Here is an 18,312-nt window from a genome sequence, read left to right as displayed (position 1 = left end):
GGAGGACGTGCGTGGAATTACTGATTTACCTCATCCTGTTTTTACTGGTCTTGATTGTTTCAAGTACAACCAATAAGCTCCTGCCCTTTTTGCCTCTCCCTTTGGTGCAAATTCTTTTGGGAATTGTGATTGGTCTCTTTTTACCCAATACCGACTTTCACCTCAATACGGAGTTGTTTTTGGCACTGGTTATCGGGCCCTTGCTTTTCCGAGAGTCCGAAGAAGCGGATATTACAGCTATTTTAAAACACTGGCGAATTATTATCTATCTCATATTTCCAGTGATTTTTATCTCGACTCTGAGTTTGGGTGGCTTGGCCCACCTTCTTTGGTTCAGCCTTCCTTTGGCAGCTTGTTTGGCTGTTGGGGCGGCCCTTGGCCCTACGGACTTGGTTGCCTTTGCCTCTCTTTCTGAGCGCTTTAGCTTTCCTAAGCGCGTGTCCAATATTCTTAAAGGTGAAGGACTCTTGAATGATGCTTCTGGTTTGGTGGCTTTTCAGGTAGCTTTGACAGCTTGGACAACTGGAGCTTTTTCTCTTGGGCAAGCTAGTAGTTCGCTCATCTTTTCAATCCTAGGTGGTTTTTTAATTGGATTTTTAACAGCCATGACCAACCGTTTCCTCCATAGCTTCTTGCTAAGTGTGCGCGCAACGGATATTGCTAGTGAGCTTTTATTAGAATTGAGTTTGCCTCTGGTGACCTTCTTCCTGGCAGAAGAAGTCCATGTTTCAGGGATTATTGCCGTCGTAGTTGCTGGGATTTTAAAGGCAAGCCGTTTTAAGAAAATTACGCTCCTCGAAGCCCAAGTGGATACGGTGACCGAGACGGTCTGGCACACAGTCAACTTTATGCTCAACGGTTCTGTCTTTATGATTTTAGGGATGGAGCTGGAAATGATAGCAGAGCCTATCTTAACCAATCCAATCTATAATCCCTTACTTTTATTGGGATCTCTTGTCGCCCTGACCTTTGTCCTCTTTGCTATTCGTTTTGTCATGATCTATGGCTATTATGCCTATAGGACTAGACGTCTCAAGAAAAAGCTAAATAAGTATATGAAGGACGTGCTTCTCTTGACCTTCTCAGGTGTCAAGGGAACGGTGTCGATTGCTACGATTCTTCTGATACCAAGTAATTTAGAGCAGGAGTATCCTCTCTTGCTTTTCCTTGTTGCAGGTGTGACGCTTGTCAGCTTTTTAACAGGCCTCGTGGTCTTGCCTCATCTTTCTGATGAACAGGAGGAAAGCAAGGATTATCTCATGCATATCGCCATTTTGAATGAAGTAACGCTAGAGTTGGAAAAAGAGTTGGAAGATACCAGAAATAAGCTTCCTCTCTATGCAGCCATTGACAATTACCATGGACGTATTGAAAATCTCATCCTGAGTCAAGAAAATAAGGGAGCTCAAGAAGACTGGGCTGCTTTGAAACTCTTGATTCTTAGTATTGAAAGTGATGGATTGGAACAGGCCTATGAAGAGGGAAACATTAGCAATCGTGCTTACCGAGTTTACCAACGTTATCTGAAAAATATAGAACGAGGCATCAATCGTAAATTTGCATCACGATTGACCTATTATTTCCTTGTTTCTTTGCGGATTTTACGTTTTCTCCTTCATGAAGTTTTTACTCTCGGAAAGACCTTCCGTAGCTGGAAGGACAAGGAGAAAAGCCGTCTCCGTGCTCTTGATTATGACCAAATTGCAGAGCTCTATCTTGCCAATACAGAGATGATTATTGAAAGTTTGGAAAACCTGAAGGGAGTATATAGACGCTCTTTGATTAGTTTTATGCAGGAGTCTCGTCTTCGTGAAACAGCTATTATCAGCAGTGGTGCCTTTGTCGAACGGGTTATTACACGTATCAAACCTAATAATATTGATGAGATGCTGAGGGGCTATTATTTGGAGCGCAAGTTGATTTTTGAATATGAAGAGAAACGATTGATTACGACCAAGTATGCCAAGAAATTACGACAAAATGTCAATAACTTAGAGAACTATTCTCTGAAGGAAGCGGCCAATACCCTGCCTTATGATATGGTGGAATTGGTAAGAAGAAATTAGTTAATACTCTTCGAAAATCTCTTCAAACCACGTCAGCGTCGCCTTGCCGTAGGTATGGTTACTGACTTCGTCAGTTCTATCCACAACCTCAAAACAGTGTTTTGAGCTGACTTCGTCAGTTTTATCTACAACCTCAAAGCAGGGCTTTGAGCAACCTGCGGCTAGCTTCCTAGTTTGCTCTTTGATTTTCATTGAGTATAAGATTATAAGTGAAGGAGTGTGACATGAAAAAGTGGTGGAAAGTGCTGATAGATAAGCCTCTATTAAAAGCCTTTTTACATTATTATCAAGCATCAGATAGTGAGTTGACCAGTGTTGCAGTAGCCTACTATTGGTTGATTTCGATTTTCCCCCTGCTTTTGGTGGTGGTCAATATCCTGCCTTATTTTCAGATTCCTGTGGGAGAATTTCTGGGCTTTGTGAAAGACGTCCTGCCCCCAAGCCTCTATGAAGGTGTGGAAAAAATAGCCAGAGAAGTCTTGACGCAACCTTCAACAGGTTTATTGAGTTTTTCTGTCTTGTCGGCGTTATGGAGTTTTTCAAAATCTATGAATTTCTTGCAAAAAGCTTTTAACAAGGCTTATGGCGTCGAAAAGAGTCGTGGACTTATTTCCCATCAGATGGTAAGTCTCCTAGTCAGTTTTGGTTTGCAGCTCCTCTTTGCTTTTGCCTTGTTTTTGAGCTTATTTGGGCAGATGATTTTGGATTTACTTGCTCATTATTGGACAAAAGATGGCATTATCTATCAGGCTTTACAAGGTTTGGCAGGTCCTCTGACTTACGCTCTCCTCTTTGCTATCTTGGTCATGCTTTATTATTTTCTTCCCAATCTATCTGACAGGAAAATTAGCTATACCCTACCAGGCAGTGCCTTTGTCCTCTTAGTGATTTTAGGTTTACTAACTCTGTTCTCTAGTTATCTCAATTACTATGTCCATCATTTGGTGGATGTCCGAATTTTAGGTTCCGTTCTTCTTGTTGTTATGATGTTTTGGTTTATCTTGATTGCTAAAATTGTTATCCTAGGCGCGGTGATCAATGCCAGTATACAGAGTTTGAAAGATCCGAGCTTTAGAAAAGACTAACTATTTATCTATTACAAAAACGCATAGTATCGAGGCTTTATAGAACCTTGATACTATGCGCTTTTGTGCTTTGGTAGTTTTTGTATAGTTTTTGTCTAAGATTTCTAAATCATCTGATTAAATTCCTATTTTTCCCTATCATTGTCCCTGTTTTTTCGAAAATGGAAGGAGTATAATAAACCTATCAATAAAATGATAGGAGGAACTTTATGGGTCATATTTTCTTTTTTCTAAGTGTCTTTTTGGCAGGGATTCTATCCTTCTTTTCTCCTTGTATCTTACCCTTGTTACCAGTTTATGCAGGGGTGTTACTAGATGATAAGGATGGTGCTCAGGCTTCTAGCAACAAATTTTCAATCTCAGTTACTAGTTTATTGCGAACGCTGGCCTTTATAGCGGGGATTTCCTTTATCTTTATTTTGTTGGGCTATGGAGCTGGTTTTTTAGGCGATTTGCTTTATGCTTCTTGGTTCCAATATGTGACGGGTGCGGTTATCATTCTCTTAGGCTTGCACCAGATGGAGATTCTACACTTTAAGGGGCTTTATAAGGAAAAGAGGTTACAACTGCAAAGACAGGGGCAACATGGTAAGGGCTATAGTCAGGCATTTTTGCTGGGTTTGACCTTTAGTTTTGCTTGGACACCTTGTGTGGGGCCGGTTCTGGGGTCTGTTTTAGCCTTGGCGGCTTCAGGTGGCTCAGGTGCTTGGCAGGGAGCTGGTCTCATGTTGGTGTATACGCTGGGTTTGGCGCTACCATTTTTGGTTCTAGCTCTGGCCTCTAGCTATGTTTTGAAACATTTCCGAAAACTCCATCCTTATCTCGGAATCCTCAAAAAAGTGGGTGGGTTTCTCATTATCCTGATGGGAATCTTGGTTCTGTTTGGAAATGCTTCAATTTTAAGTCAATTATTTGAATAAAAATGGAAAGGAATATCAGTATGAAAAAATGGCAAACATGTGTTCTTGGAGCAGGTTCGCTCCTTTGTTTGACGGCTTGTTCAGGCAAGTCCATGACCAGTGAACACCAAATGAAAGATGAGATGAAGATGGAGCAGACAGCTAGTAAAACAAGCACGGCTAAAGGGAAAGAGGTGGCTGATTTTGAGCTAACTGGAGTAGATGGCAAGACCTACCGCTTGTCTGATTATAAGGGAAAGAAAGTCTATCTTAAATTCTGGGCTTCTTGGTGTTCCATCTGTTTAGCTAGCCTTCCAGATACGGACGAAATCGCTAAAGAAGCTGGATATGACTATGTTGTCTTGACAGTAGTGTCACCAGGACACAAGGGAGAGCAATCTGAAGCGGACTTTAAGAATTGGTATAAGGGCTTGGATTATAAAAATTTCCCAGTCCTAGTTGACCCATCAGGCAAACTTTTGGAAAGTTATGGTGTCCGTTCTTACCCAACTCAAGCCTTTATAGACAAGGAAGGAAAGCTGGTCAAAACGCAACCAGGTTTTATGGAAAAAGATGCGATTTTGCAAACTTTGAAGGAATTGGCCTAGGAGGTGTTCTATGAATGATAAGTTAAAAATCATCTTGTTGCTAGGAGTATTTTTCCTAGCCATAACCGGTTTCTATTTTCTATTGATGCGAAATGCAGGACAGACAGATGCCTCGCAAATTGAGAAAGCGGCAGTTAGCCAAGGAGGAAAAACAGTGAAAAAAACAGAAGTTAGTAAAGACGCAGACTTGCACGAAATTTATCTAGCTGGAGGTTGTTTCTGGGGAGTGGAGGAATACTTCTCCCGCGTTCCCGGAGTGACAGATGCCGTATCAGGCTATGCAAATGGTAGAGGGGAAACAACCAAGTACGAATTGATTAACCAAACAGGTCATGCGGAGACTGTTCATGTTACCTATGATGCCAATCAAATTTCCCTCAAGGAAATCCTGCTTCATTATTTCCGCATTATCAATCCAACCAGCAAAAATAAACAAGGAAATGATGTAGGGACTCAGTATCGTACTGGTGTTTATTACACAGATGACAAGGATTTAGAGGTAATCAACCAAGTCTTTGATGAAGTTGCTAAGAAATACGATCAACCTCTGGCAGTTGAAAAGGAAACCTTGAAGAATTTTGTAGTGGCAGAGGATTACCACCAAGACTATCTCAAGAAAAATCCAAATGGCTACTGCCATATCAATGTCAATCAGGCTGCCTATCCAGTCATTGATGCCAGCAAATATCCCAAACCAAGTGATGAAGAATTGAAAAAGACCCTGTCACCTGAGGAGTATGCAGTTACCCAGAAAAATCAAACAGAGCGAGCTTTTTCAAACCGCTACTGGGATAAATTTGAATCTGGTATCTATGTGGATGTGGCAACTGGCGAACCTCTCTTTTCATCAAAGGACAAGTTTGAGTCTGGTTGTGGTTGGCCTAGTTTCACCCAGCCCATCAGCCCAGATGTTGCTACCTATAAGGAAGATAAGTCTTACAATATGACGCGCATGGAAGTGCGGAGCCGAGTTGGAGATTCTCACCTTGGCCATGTCTTTACGGATGGACCACAGGACAAGGGGGGCTTGCGCTACTGTATCAATAGTCTCTCTATCCGCTTTATTCCTAAAGATCAAATGGAAGAAAAAGGCTACGCTTATTTATTAGATTATGTTGATTAAGAAGTCTTTCCTAAGCAGTTAGAGGAGAATTTTGCTATACTGATACTAGTAAGTGACAAAGGAGAGAAGCATGACCTACACAATCTTAATCGTAGAAGATGAGTATCTGGTAAGACAAGGCTTGACCAAGCTGGTCGATGTAGCAGCCTACGATATGGAAATCATCGGTCAGGCTGAAAATGGAAGACAGGCTTGGGAATTGATTCAAAAGCAGGTGCCGGATATCATTTTGACCGATATCAACATGCCTCAACTAAATGGCATTCAGTTGGCCAGTCTGGTCCGAGAAACCTATCCTCAGGTTCACCTAGTTTTTTTGACAGGTTACGATGATTTTGATTATGCCTTGTCTGCTGTCAAACTAGGTGTAGATGACTACTTGCTCAAGCCCTTTTCTCGTCAGGATATTGAGGAAATGTTGGGGAAAATCAAGCAAAAGTTGGATAAGGAAGAGAAAGAAGAGCAGTTACAAGATTTATTGACTGATAAGTTTGAAGGAAACTTGGCCCAGAAAATTCAGTCTCATCTAGATGACAGCCAGTTTAGTTTAAAGGCTTTGGCCAGTGACTTGGGCTTTAGCCCGACTTATCTGAGCTCTTTGATTAAGAAAGAGTTGGGTCTACCTTTTCAGGATTACCTGGTGCGAGAACGTGTCAAACAAGCTAAGCTCTTGCTCTTAACAACGGATTTAAAGATTTATGAGATAGCTGAAAAAGTTGGTTTTGAAGATATGAATTACTTTACCCAACGTTTTAAACAGATTGCGGGTGTGACACCTCGTCAGTTTAAGAAGGGAGAAGGTCGATGAAGCGTTCTTCTCTCCTAGTTAGAATGGTTATTTCCATCTTTTTGGTCTTTCTCATTCTCCTAGTTCTGGTTGGTACGTTCTACTATCAATCTAGTTCTTCAGCCATTGAGGCTACCATTGAAGGTAATAGCCAAACGACTATCAGTCAGACTAGCCACTTTATCCAGTCTTATATCAAAAAATTAGAAACCACCTCGACCAGTTTGACCCAGCAGGCGGATGTCCTAGCCTATGCTGAGAATCCCAGTCAAGACAAGGTCAAGGGAATTCGAAATCTGTTTTTGACCATCTTAAAGGCAGATCAGGACTTGAAAACTGTTGTGCTGGTAACCAAATCCGGTCAGGTCATTTCTACAGATGACAGTGTGCAGATGAAAACTTCCTCTGATATGATGGCTGAGGATTGGTACCAAAAGGCCATTCATCAGGGAGCTAAGCCTGTTTTGACACCAGCTCGTAAGTCGGATAGTCAGTGGGTTATTTCTATCACTCAGGAACTTGTTGATGCAAAGGGAGCCAATCTGGGTGTACTTCGTTTGGATATTTCTTATGAAACTCTGGAAGCCTATCTCAAGCAGCTCCAGTTGGGTCAGCAGGGTTTTGCCTTTATCATCAATGAAAACCATGAATTTGTTTATCATCCTCAACACACAGTTTATAGTTCGTCTAGCGAAATGGAGGCTATGAAACCCTACATCGAGACGGGTCAGGGCTATACTCCTGGCCACAAATCCTACGTCAGTCAGGAAAAGATTGCAGGAACTGATTGGACGGTGCTTGGTGTGTCCTCGTTGGAGAAGTTAGACAAGGTTAGGAGTCAACTCATGTGGACCTTGCTTGGAGCCAGTTTCACATCTCTTCTTGCCTGTCTCTGCTTGGTGTGGCTTAGTCTCAAACGCTGGATTGCTCCTCTGAATGACTTGAGAGAAACCATGCTGGAGATTGCTTCTGGTAATCAGAATCTGCGTGCCAAGGAAACTGGTGCCCATGAACTGAGAGAAGTGTCTCGCCAGTTCAATGCTATGTTGGATCAGGTTGATCAGCTGATGGCAGATGTTCGTAGCCAAGAAGAAACAACCCGTCAGTACCAACTTCAAGCCCTGTCCAGCCAGATTAATCCGCATTTTCTCTACAACACCTTGGACACCATCATCTGGATGGCTGAATTTCAGGATAGTCAGAGAGTGGTTCAGGTGACTAAGTCTTTGGCAACCTATTTCCGCTTGGCACTCAATCAGGGTAAAGATTTGATTTGCCTGTCTGATGAAATCAATCATGTCCGCCAATATCTCTTTATCCAGAAACAACGTTACGGAGATAAGCTGGAATATGAGATTGCTGAAAATCCTGCCTTTGATAATCTAGTCTTGCCTAAACTGGTGTTACAACCTTTGGTGGAAAATGCTCTGTACCATGGCATCAAGGAGAAGGAAGGTCAGGGACATATTAGAGTTTCTGTCCAGAAACAGGATTCGGGCTTGGTCATCCGCATTGAGGATGATGGCGTTGGCTTCCAAGATGCTGGTGATAGTAGTCAAAGTCAACTCAAACGTGGGGGAGTTGGTCTGCAAAATGTTGATCAGCGACTCAAACTTCATTTTGGAGACAATTACCAGATGAAGATTGATTCTAGGCCCCAAAAAGGGACGAAAGTGGAAATATACATAAATAGAATAGAAACTAGCTAACTCCCAGTCAATTCTGGGAGTTTTATGCGTAATTGGGCAAGCTTTCTAGGTTGTCTATCTTGCTAAAAATAAGAAAAAACGGTATGATAGAAGAGTGACAAAAGAGGTGACAGAGATGAACGAGACACAGATTCAAAGAGAAACACGTCAGATAGTAGAAGATGTTTTAGAAAAGGCCAATTTGAAGCAGGGGGCCCTTTTTGTTTTAGGTCTATCTTCTAGTGAGGTGATAGGTGGTCAGATTGGGAAAGAATCCAGTCAAGAGATTGGTGAGCTGATAGTGGAGACTATCTTGGGTATTCTAGGTAGTAGAGGTATCCATTTAGCCGTTCAAGGTTGTGAACATGTTAATCGAGCTCTCGTCGTTGAACGTCAGGTGGCAGAGCAGTTTGGTCTGGAAATCGTCAGTGTCTTTCCTACTCTCCATGCAGGAGGTTCGGGTCAGTTGGCAGCCTTTAAGTTTATGCAAGATCCAGTTGAGGTTGAATTTATCAAGGCTCATGCTGGATTGGATATCGGAGACACTGCAATTGGCATGCATGTCAAGCATGTTCAGGTTCCGATTCGCCCTCTTTTGAGAGAGATTGGTCATGCACATGTAACGGCGCTGGCTAGTCGTCCAAAATTAATCGGAGGTGCGCGTGCGCACTATCCGCAAGATTCTATTAGAAAGTCGTGAGAATGAATAAAGGAGATGAAAGTGTTTAAAAAAGACCGTTTTTCAATTCGTAAGATTAAGGGAGTTGTAGGTTCTGTATTTCTTGGAAGCCTTTTGATGGCTCCTTCTGTAGTGGATGCAGCTACCTATCACTATGTAGATAAAGAGGTTATTTCACAAGAAGCTAAAGATTTAATCAAGACAGGAAAACCTGATGGAAATGAAGTTGTATATGGTTTGGTGTATCAAAAAGACCAGCTGCCACAAACAGGGACAGAAGCATCTGTTTTGACAGCTTTTGGTTTGCTGACTGTTGGGAGCTTGCTTTTAATCTACAAGAGAAAGAAAATTGCCAGCGTCTTTTTAGTTGGAGCTATGGGATTGGTAGTTCTTCCTAGTGCAGGGGCTGTAGACCCAGTTGCGACCCTAGCACCGGCTAGTCGAGAGGGTGTTGTTGAAATGGAGGGCTATCGCTATGTTGGTTATCTATCAGGCGACATCCTCAAAACGCTTGGCTTGGACACTGTTTTAGAAGAAGCCTCAGCTAAACCTGGAGAGGTGACTGTGGTCGAAGTTGAGAATCCCCAAGTAACAACAAATCAGGAGCAAGCTAAGCCAAAAAACCAAGCAGTAGAGACAGAGGAAGCTCCAAAAGAAGAAGCACCTAAAACAGAAGAAAGTCCAAAGGAAGAACCAAAATCGGAGGTAAAACCTACTGACGACACCCTTCCTAAAGCAGAAGAGGGGAAAGAAGCTTCAGCAGAATCAGCTCCAGTTGAAGAAGTAAGTGGAGCAGTTGATTCAAAAATAGATGAACAAGCACCAGTCAAGCCAGAAAGTCAACCATCAGATAAACAAGCTGAGGAGCCAAAAGTTGAACCACCAGTAGAACAAGCAAAAGTCCCAGAACAACCCGTGCAACCTACACAACCGGAGCAACCAAGGATACCAAAAGATTCATCACAACAAGAAGATCCTAAAGAGGATAAGGTATCGGAAGAGACACCGAAACAAGAAGATAAACAGCCAGAAGTAGTAAAAACAAAAGATGAGGCTGCTAATCAACCTGTTGAAGAACCAAAAGTTGAAACGCCTGCTGTAGAAAAACAAACGGAACCAGCTGAGGAATCAAAAGTTGAACAAGTAGGTGAACCAGTTGTACCAAGAGAAGACGAAACGGCACCAATAGCACCAGTCGAGCCAGAAAAGCAACCAGAAGCTTCTAAAGAAGAGAAGACTGCGGAAGAAACACCGAAACAAGAAGAGTCAACTCCAGATACCAAGGCTGAAGAAACTGTAGAACATCAGGACGAAACACCAAAAGTAGAACATAAAACAACTCCTGAAGAAGGTGTGCTAAATGTAATAGAGATTAAGCCTGAAGTTATAGTAACTAAAGAGTCTGTGCCTTTTAAGACAATTGAGCAAGACGATGAGAATCTCACTAAGGGAGAAACAAAAGTTATTCGAGAAGGTGTGGCAGGTGAACGCACTATTTTAACTGAAGTCACTACTATTGATGGAAAACAGTCTAGTAAAGTATTAGAGGATACAATAACAACCAAGCCAGTAGATGAAATAAAAGGTATTGGTACTAAAGAACCAGTTGATAAAAGTGAGTTAAAGAATCAAATTGATAAAGCTAGTTCAGTTTCTCCTACTGATTATTCTACAGCAAGTTATGGTGCATTGACTCCTGTTTTAGAAACTGCAAAAGGTGTCTATGCTTCAGAGTCTGTAAAACAGCCTGAGGTAAATAGCGAGACAGATAAACTTAAAACGGCTATCGATGCTCTAAGTGTCGATAAAACTGAGTTAAACAAAACTATCGCTGACGCAAAATCAAAAACTAAAGAGCACTACAGTGATGCATCTTGGGCAAACCTTCAAGATGTATTAGCTGAAGCTGAAAAAGTTACAAACACCCCAGCTACTAAGCAAAGCGAAGTTGATCATGTTTATGAAAAACTTAAAGCTGCTGTCGCTGGTTTAACCACAGATAAGACCGAACTTGAAAAACAACTTCACCTTGCAAACGAAAAAACTCAAACTGACTACAGTGCTACATCTTGGAACGCTTTGGAAGAAGCGAAAACTGACGCTCAAACTGTAAAATACAACGACAAAGCTACTCAAGTTCAAATCGATGAAACTGCTAAAAAACTTAAAGCTGCTATTGATGCATTAAAAACTGATAAGACTGAACTGGAAAAACAACTTGCTGATGCTAACTCTAAGACAGAAGCTGATCATAGTCCTGCGACTTGGTCTGCATTAGAAGAAGCGAAAAAAACTGCTCAAGCCGTAGAAGATAACGCTACTGCTACTCAAACTCAAATCGATGAAGCCGCTAAGAACTTGAAAGCCGCTATTGATGCACTTAATGTTGATAAAACAAAATTACAAGAGCAAATAACAGTTGCTAATCAAAAACAAGAAACTGACTACAGTCCAAAAACTTGGAACAACTTCAAACAAGCCGAAATCAAAGCCAAAGAAATCAACGATCAAACTACTCCACTTCCTAAACAAAGTGAAATAGATGCGGCTACTAAAGCTCTTCAAGCCGCTATAAATGCTCTTGCCGTCGATAAGACTGCATTGCAAAATGCTATTAACACAGCTAACAGCAAACATAAAGAAGAATACACTACTCAAACATGGAAAGCTTTAGAAGATGCCCTTGTAGCAGCAAACCCTGTAAATTCAGATGAAGCTGCCACTCAAAGTAAAGTAGATGATGCTACTAGAAGATTACAAGAAGCTATCAAAAACTTAGTTCCATTGACTGAAAAACCAGTATTAAAATTTGTAAACACTGATAAGAAAGTATTAGAACGTGAAGCAATTGCTAAGTATTCTCTAGAAAACCAAAATAAAACAAAAATTAAATCAATTACAGCTACTCTGAAAAAAGGAGAAACAGTTGTTAGCACTGTAGAGCTTACAGGCGATGATGTAAATAATGAAACTATAGACGCAGCATTTAAAAACCTAGAGTATTACAAAGAATACACTCTATCTACAACTATGGTTTACGATAGAGGTAACGGTGATGTAACAGAAATCTTAGATAATCAACCAATCCAACTAGACCTTAAAAAAGTTGAGATTAAAGATATTAAAGAAACAAGATTGATGAAAGTGGATGAGAATGGAAATGAAACAGATAGTAGCCTTCTAGAAACTGTTCCAGAAAATCTAACGTCATATTATCTAAAAATTACCACTAATCATAATAAAGTAACAAGGCTTGCCATTACTAATATAGAGGAAGTAACTGAGGAGGAGACATCCCTATTTAAAGTTACTGCTTCAGCTCCTGATTTAATCCAACGTGATTCAAATAATAGCTTGAGTCAAACGTACACTTATTACATAGAGAAACCCAAAGCATCGCAAAATAACGTTTACTATAACTTCAAAGATTTAGTAGATGCTATGCAGAAAAATCCTAACGGTGAGTTTAAATTAGGAAAAAGTTTAGATGCACAGTATCTAGATGTTAGTAGTAAATCATATGTAACAGGTAATTTTAAGGGTACGCTCTCTAGTGATGGCGATAAGCACTATGCTATTTATAATTTGAAAAAGCCTTTATTTCATTTAATTGATAATGGTAAAGTGCAAAATATTAATTTTGAAAATGTGAATATCAATCTTCCGTCAGAAGATCATGTTTCTGTCATCAGTCATAAAATGCAAGGTGACCAGTCTCTTATTAAAGATGTTAAAGTAACGGGTAATATTACAGGTCGTAATCATGTGGCTGGATTTGTGAACTGGATAGAGCATGCTTCAAGACTTGAAAATATAGCTTTTATAGGTAATATCCATACAACTGGTAATGGTGCTAACTCCTATATGGGAGGTATTGCAGGCCGTATGTACGAAGGTATTATTGATAGAGCTTATGTCGATGCTAATCTTACAGGTAATCGTGTACGTGTTGGTGGAATTGTTGCCGTCATGGAACATAGAATAAATGGTGCTGGACGTGATAGATTTACAAAATTACGTAAGTCAGTTATGAAAGGTGTGATTAATTTATCAAACCCTGTTGAAGCTGGAGGTTTAATCAGTAAAAACTGGCCTTGGGGAAATGCTGATGACAATGTGAGTTACGCTAAGGTAGTAAAAGGTGAAATATTATATGGTTCTCCAGATATTAATGACAGTGATTTTGCATTTCCATATATTAAAAACAACTATAGTGTTTTAGGAGTTAGTGTCGGTAGTAAGTCATATACTTTATCCCATAATTTGAAAGAAATTTCCAAAGAAGATGCTGATAAACGTGTAGCTGGTTATGGCATTACTGCAAATTTGTTTGAGAGTGAAGAACTTCAAACAAATAGATTAAACAATATTGAAACTAAAGATAAAGAATATAAACTGATTCAAAACTACAAATCAGAATATGACCAAGCTTATAGAAATATTGCTAAACTTCAACCATTTTATAACAAAGACTGGATTGTAAATCAGGGTAATAAGTTAGAGCAAGATTCAAATCTTGTGAAGAAAGAAGTATTATCTGTTACAGGTATGAAGAATGGTCAATTTGTTACAGATTTATCTGATATTGATAAGATTATGATTCACTACGCTGATGGTATAAAGGAAGAAATGTCCGTGGCAGTCAATTCTGATTCTGGAGTAGCTCAAGTGAAAGAATATAATATAGTCGGTCAAAATATTGTTTACACACCAAACATGGTTGTTAAAGATCGTAGTGATCTGATGACTAAGGTTAAGGAAGCCTTGACTTCAGTAGAACTTCAGTCTGCGGGTGTCCGTTCGATCTTGGATAGACGTAATGACAGTAAAGATAAGAGTGCAAACACAGAGCAACGCCAAAATGGATATATTCGTGACTTCTATTTTGAGGAACATTTCCAAGAATTGAAGTCTAATATGGATACGATTGTCAAACATCTTGTGGAATCAGAAGATCATCAATTAAACATATCAGACGCAACTCAAAGAGCTCTTGTTAAGAAAGTTCAAGACAATAGCGCAAAAATTATGTTAGGTCTTGCTTACCTAAATCGATATTATGGTATCAATTTTGATGGTAAAACCATTAAAGACTTAATGATGTTTAAACCAGATTTTTATGGTAAAAATGTAGATGTCTTAGATAGACTGATTGAAATTGGTTCAAAAGAAAATACTTTAAAAGGTCATCGTACACATGATGCATTTAGAGAGGTATTGGCTAAGAACACGGTGTCTGGAAATCTTATTGACTTCTTACGATATAATATGAAGTTATTGACAGCCGACACAAATTTGAATGATTGGTTTATTCACTCCACTGAAGGTAAGGTTTATGTAGCAGAACGTCAGTCACGTGAAGAGGCTATTAAAACTGCTAAGTATCGTGCTTTTGACAATTTATCTCGCGGATACCATCAAAAGATGATTTTACCGCTCCTTAACCTTAAACAAACCCAAGCATTCTTGATATCGACCTACAATACTATATCATTTGGGACTGCTAATAAATACAATACCACACTGGATAAGTGGAAGGATAATATTAATTTGGCTGCAGACAGACAAATTAACTATCTTGATTTCTGGTATCGTTTAGCAACAGATGCGGTAAAAAATAAGCTTGTCAAAGATATTGTAACTCCAGTATGGGAAGGTTACCAAGTTTGGGGTCATAAATGGGGGCAATGGATGGATAAATATGGTAAGTTCGAAGATGGAACAGGCATTTATCCACCTACTCGTGAGCTTTATGGTCCTGTCGGTGAGCATTACGGTCCTAATGGAGCTGTTGCTGGGGCATATGCTACATATTATGATGACAAGAATGATACTCGAGCTAAAGTTGTATTTGTTATGTCTGATATGATTAGTGAATATGGTGCGTCTGCATTTACGCATGAGACTACTCATATAAATGACCGCGTAGCTTACTATGGAGGATACACGCATCGTGAAGGAACATTCTTAGAAGCCTTTGCTCAAGGCATGTTACAGTCCCCAGCAGAACATGGACACCAAGGTGAATACGGCGCACTTGGATTAAATATGGCATTTGAACGTTCAAATGATGGTAATCAATGGTACAACTATAACCCTAATAAGCTTCAATCACGAGAAGCTATTGATAAATATATGAAGAACTATAATGAAGCTCTGATGATGTTAGATTCTCTTGAAGCTGAAGCTGTCTTACCAAAATTACAAGGTAACAATGATAGCTGGTTCAAGAAAATGGATAAACAAATGCGTAAGGACGGACAACCTCACCAGTTTGACAAAATTCGCGATTTAAATGACACTGAGAAAGCACTTCAATTAAATAACATTAATGATTTAATTGATAATAATTTCATTACCAAACATGGTGCTCCTGGAAATAACACATACGATCCATCTGATTTTAGAACTGCTTATGTGAATATAAATATGATGACTGGTATCTATGGTGGTAATACCAGTGATGGTGCTCCTGGGGCTGCATCATTTAAACATAATGCATTTCGTATGTGGGGATATTTCGGATACGAAAATGGATTCATCGGATATGTTTCTAATAAATATAAATCCGAAGCCAATAAAGCAAGTCAAACTCTAAGTGATAAATTTATTATTGATAAAGTTTCTGGTGGTAAATTTAAAACTCTTGAAGACTGGAAAAAAACTTGGTATGAGGAAGTTCTTACAAAAGCTCAAAGAGGATTCACAGAAATTAATATTGACGGTGAAAACATCTCTTCATATAGTAGACTACAAGCATTATTCAATGCAGCTGTGACTAAAGATTTACAGGAGTTAAATGACCCTAAAATTAAAGACAAATATACAAATACTGTAAATCTTAAAGCTAAAGTGTACAAAGCATTACTTAAAAACACAGACGGTTTCTCTGGTGATCTATTTACTGCACCACAAGCATAGGGATGAATAAAATCGTAAAAAGGTAGATCAGCTTTGTCTGTATCTGCCTTTTTATGCTATACTTAAGCTATGCATAGAAAAACAGTGATTGATTTTAGGGCTTTGGGGGAGAGATACATCTTTACCCAGCCTATCAAAGAGTTAAAAACGAGAGATTTAGCGGAAGTAACAGCCTTGCTGGCACAAGTGGAAAGCTACCAAGAGCAGGGCTACTATGTGGTGGGTTATGTCAGCTATGAGGCTGCACCTGCTTTTGAGGAGAAATTAGCAGTTCATAAAGCTCCTTTACTGGCAGAGTATCTGCTATATTTTACCGTTCATGATAGGGTAGAAACATCCCCTATTCCTCTGATTTATGATGAGGTTGATTTGCCTTCAAATTGGCAGGAAGTAACGTCTGCAACAGACTATGAAAAGGCGATTGCCCAGATTCACTATCATTTGCGGCAGGGAGACACCTATCAGGTCAACTACACTGTCCAACTCAAGCAGGAGTTGTCTGCCAATCCTTTTGCTATCTACAATCGTATGGTGGTAGAGCAGGAGGCGGGCTACAATGCCTATGTGGAACATGACGAGATGGCAGTGATTTCCATGAGTCCAGAGCTCTTTTTTGAGCAGAATGACCGCGAGTTGACAACGCGCCCAATGAAGGGAACGACTCAGCGTGGGGTAACTGACCAAGAAGATCTTGAACAGGCTAGTTGGCTGGAGCAGGATCCCAAAAATCGCTCTGAAAACATGATGATTGTGGACCTCTTGCGCAACGATATGAATCGTATTTCTGAGGTGGGGAGTGAGCACGTGGAGCGTCTTTGCCAAGTAGAACAGTATTCAACGGTTTGGCAGATGACTTCGACCATCAAGAGTCAATTGCGAGAGGATGTGGACCTTGTTGAAATTTTTCGCTCTCTCTTTCCTTGTGGATCCATAACGGGCGCACCGAAAATTGCGACTATGGAGATTATCAAGGACTTGGAGCCACAACCGCGCGGAGTCTACTGTGGAACGATTGGTCTCTTGCTTCCAAATGGACGACGGATTTTTAATGTTGCTATCCGTACTATTCAACTTCACAAAGGTCAAGCCATCTATGGAGTTGGCGGAGGTATTACATGGGATAGCACTTGGGAATCTGAATATCGTGAGGTTCATCAAAAGGCTGCTGTGCTTTATCGGAAACAAGCTCTTTTCCAAATAATTACAACTGGAAAAATCAGCCAAAAACAACTGCTGTTTGAAGAACAACATCTGGAAAGACTGAGAAAAGCTAGTCGGTATTTTGCCTTTCCATTTGATTCAGAAAACTTGAAACAAAAGATAGAGGAAGAGTGTCAGGATTGTGACATTGATCAAGACTACCGCTTGCGAATTAGCCTTAGCAAGTCTGGAGAGATAGAAGTCGATCGTCAAGTATTGGAACCTCTCAGTCCAACCTTCTGCCATGCCCAACTCTGCCTGCAGGAAGCCAATTTGCAACAAGCATTTACCTATTTTAAAACAAGCCACCGACCGCATTTGAGCCTAGGGGAACAAGAGAAGATATACCACAATAAGTCAGGAGAGCTACTTGAAACCTCTATTGGAAATTTGGTTCTGAAAATCGCTGGAAAACTCTACACACCGCCTATCAGACTTGGTATCTTGCCAGGAATTTACCGTCAGTATTTACTAGAAACAGGACAAGTAGAAGAGAAAGTCTTGACCTTGACAGACTTAGCCCAAGTTGAGGCTATATATGGCTGTAATGCAGTGAGAGGCTTGTATGAACTAAGACTTGAGGAGAATTAGATGAAACTGATATTTTTGCATGGGTTAGGGCAGTCCGGAGAGAGTTGGAAAGAAGTTCGGAATCTACTGACAGATTATTCTTCTGAGGCTATCGAGTTATTTCCTTCTGGAGTTGGCAGCTATCAAAAAGCCAAGGAGCGAGTTTATCAGCAACTAGCTCAAGAGATAGAACCTTTTGTTTTGATTGGATTGTCCTTAGGTGCTGCCCTGGCACTAGAACTTTCCAGTTACGATTTACCAAATCTTCGAGCTTTGGTTTTATCAGGATGCCCGCTTAAATTAGCAGGGAATATCCTATTTTATCTTCAGTTGCTGATTTTTAAACTACTTCCCAAAAGACTATTTGAAAAACAGGGGGCAGACAAGACTTTTATAATAGGTATTTCCAAAGAATTGAAGACACTTGATTTAACGGATATAGCAGGGATTTGCCCCTATCCAACCTTACTAATTTGTGGCAGCAAAGATAAACCGAATCTTAGTTCTATGAGAAGTCTTCATAAACTAATATCAGAATCCCAATTTCAGATTATCCCAGACGGCTCTCATGTCTTGAATAAGGAAAAACCAAAGGAGTTTGTAGAAAATACCAGAAGTTTCCTTGAATTGCTGAAATAAGTTTGATAAAATAATATTGAAATCGATAACATTCCTATAGGAGAAAG

The 18,312-nt window shown here is 40.1% G+C and carries 12 protein-coding genes; 11 read left to right on the top strand and 1 reads right to left on the bottom strand.

Translation table 11 applies throughout. The annotated features are described in order from the left end of the window. Window positions 1-11 precede the first annotated feature (11 nt). Window positions 12-2,066, top strand: a complete 2,055-nt coding sequence (locus HT711_RS08020) for a cation:proton antiporter (protein WP_173249979.1) — start codon at window positions 12-14, stop codon at window positions 2,064-2,066. Here the strand turns inward: HT711_RS08020 and HT711_RS11315 are convergent, their stop codons facing one another. Next, window positions 2,067-2,258: a hypothetical protein gene (locus HT711_RS11315; protein WP_240148996.1), complete on the bottom strand. Its 192-nt coding sequence runs from the start codon at window positions 2,256-2,258 to the stop codon at window positions 2,067-2,069. It abuts the gene before it with no gap. A 32-nt stretch (window positions 2,259-2,290) separates the two neighbouring features. Here HT711_RS11315 and HT711_RS08015 point away from each other — a divergent pair, with 32 nt between their 5' ends. The 10 genes from HT711_RS08015 to HT711_RS07970 all read left to right on the top strand — a co-directional run bounded on the left by HT711_RS08015 (window position 2,291) and on the right by HT711_RS07970 (window position 18,265). After that, complete coding sequence (locus tag HT711_RS08015; RefSeq protein ID WP_173233645.1) at window positions 2,291-3,151, top strand: YihY/virulence factor BrkB family protein; 861 nt, start codon at window positions 2,291-2,293, stop codon at window positions 3,149-3,151. Between the two features lie 209 nt (window positions 3,152-3,360). Continuing rightward, on the top strand, window positions 3,361-4,071 hold the full coding sequence (gene ccdA2 / locus HT711_RS08010) for a thiol-disulfide oxidoreductase-associated membrane protein CcdA2 (RefSeq protein WP_173217733.1): 711 nt from the start codon (window positions 3,361-3,363) through the stop codon (window positions 4,069-4,071). Window positions 4,072-4,091: 20 nt separating this feature from the next. Then, window positions 4,092-4,658, top strand: coding sequence for a redoxin family protein (locus HT711_RS08005; protein WP_173233648.1), 567 nt, complete (start codon window positions 4,092-4,094; stop codon window positions 4,656-4,658). A 10-nt stretch (window positions 4,659-4,668) separates the two neighbouring features. After that, window positions 4,669-5,781, top strand: a complete 1,113-nt coding sequence (gene msrB / locus HT711_RS08000) for a peptide-methionine (R)-S-oxide reductase MsrB (protein WP_173233650.1) — start codon at window positions 4,669-4,671, stop codon at window positions 5,779-5,781. Window positions 5,782-5,851: 70 nt separating this feature from the next. After that, window positions 5,852-6,589 (top strand): response regulator transcription factor, encoded by a 738-nt coding sequence (locus HT711_RS07995; RefSeq protein WP_173213831.1) that lies wholly within the window; start codon window positions 5,852-5,854, stop codon window positions 6,587-6,589. Further along, a complete protein-coding gene (locus HT711_RS07990) occupies window positions 6,586-8,277 on the top strand; it encodes a sensor histidine kinase (RefSeq protein ID WP_173213828.1) in 1,692 nt (563 codons plus the stop codon). The genes HT711_RS07995 and HT711_RS07990 overlap by 4 nt, the downstream gene beginning before the upstream one ends. 115 nt (window positions 8,278-8,392) lie before the next feature. Continuing rightward, window positions 8,393-8,956 (top strand): TIGR01440 family protein, encoded by a 564-nt coding sequence (locus HT711_RS07985; RefSeq protein WP_173233652.1) that lies wholly within the window; start codon window positions 8,393-8,395, stop codon window positions 8,954-8,956. A gap of 21 nt (window positions 8,957-8,977) precedes the next feature. Next, window positions 8,978-15,856 carry a ZmpA/ZmpB/ZmpC family metallo-endopeptidase gene (locus HT711_RS07980; protein WP_173213826.1) on the top strand — a complete coding sequence of 2,293 codons (6,879 nt, stop codon included), beginning with the start codon at window positions 8,978-8,980 and terminating at the stop codon, window positions 15,854-15,856. 69 nt (window positions 15,857-15,925) lie between these two features. Next, window positions 15,926-17,647, top strand: coding sequence for an aminodeoxychorismate synthase component I (gene pabB / locus HT711_RS07975; protein ID WP_173213824.1), 1,722 nt, complete (start codon window positions 15,926-15,928; stop codon window positions 17,645-17,647). Further along, window positions 17,648-18,265 (top strand): alpha/beta hydrolase, encoded by a 618-nt coding sequence (locus HT711_RS07970; RefSeq protein ID WP_164226712.1) that lies wholly within the window; start codon window positions 17,648-17,650, stop codon window positions 18,263-18,265. It abuts the gene before it with no gap. Window positions 18,266-18,312 lie beyond the last annotated feature (47 nt).

This window comes from Streptococcus sp. 1032 (genome assembly GCF_013277015.1).
Lineage (GTDB): Bacteria > Bacillota > Bacilli > Lactobacillales > Streptococcaceae > Streptococcus.
This window is presented reverse-complemented; position numbering and strand designations above follow the sequence as displayed.

Coding starts and splice junctions, on each gene's coding strand:
- HT711_RS08015 (WP_173233645.1), top strand. CDS start 2,291: ATGAAAAAGTGGTGGAAAGTGCTGATAGATAAGCCTCTATTAAAAGCC.
- pabB (WP_173213824.1), top strand. CDS start 15,926: ATGCATAGAAAAACAGTGATTGATTTTAGGGCTTTGGGGGAGAGATAC.
- msrB (WP_173233650.1), top strand. CDS start 4,669: ATGAATGATAAGTTAAAAATCATCTTGTTGCTAGGAGTATTTTTCCTA.
- HT711_RS11315 (WP_240148996.1), bottom strand. CDS start 2,258: ATGAAAATCAAAGAGCAAACTAGGAAGCTAGCCGCAGGTTGCTCAAAG.
- ccdA2 (WP_173217733.1), top strand. CDS start 3,361: ATGGGTCATATTTTCTTTTTTCTAAGTGTCTTTTTGGCAGGGATTCTA.
- HT711_RS07995 (WP_173213831.1), top strand. CDS start 5,852: ATGACCTACACAATCTTAATCGTAGAAGATGAGTATCTGGTAAGACAA.
- HT711_RS07985 (WP_173233652.1), top strand. CDS start 8,393: ATGAACGAGACACAGATTCAAAGAGAAACACGTCAGATAGTAGAAGAT.
- HT711_RS08005 (WP_173233648.1), top strand. CDS start 4,092: ATGAAAAAATGGCAAACATGTGTTCTTGGAGCAGGTTCGCTCCTTTGT.
- HT711_RS07970 (WP_164226712.1), top strand. CDS start 17,648: ATGAAACTGATATTTTTGCATGGGTTAGGGCAGTCCGGAGAGAGTTGG.
- HT711_RS07990 (WP_173213828.1), top strand. CDS start 6,586: ATGAAGCGTTCTTCTCTCCTAGTTAGAATGGTTATTTCCATCTTTTTG.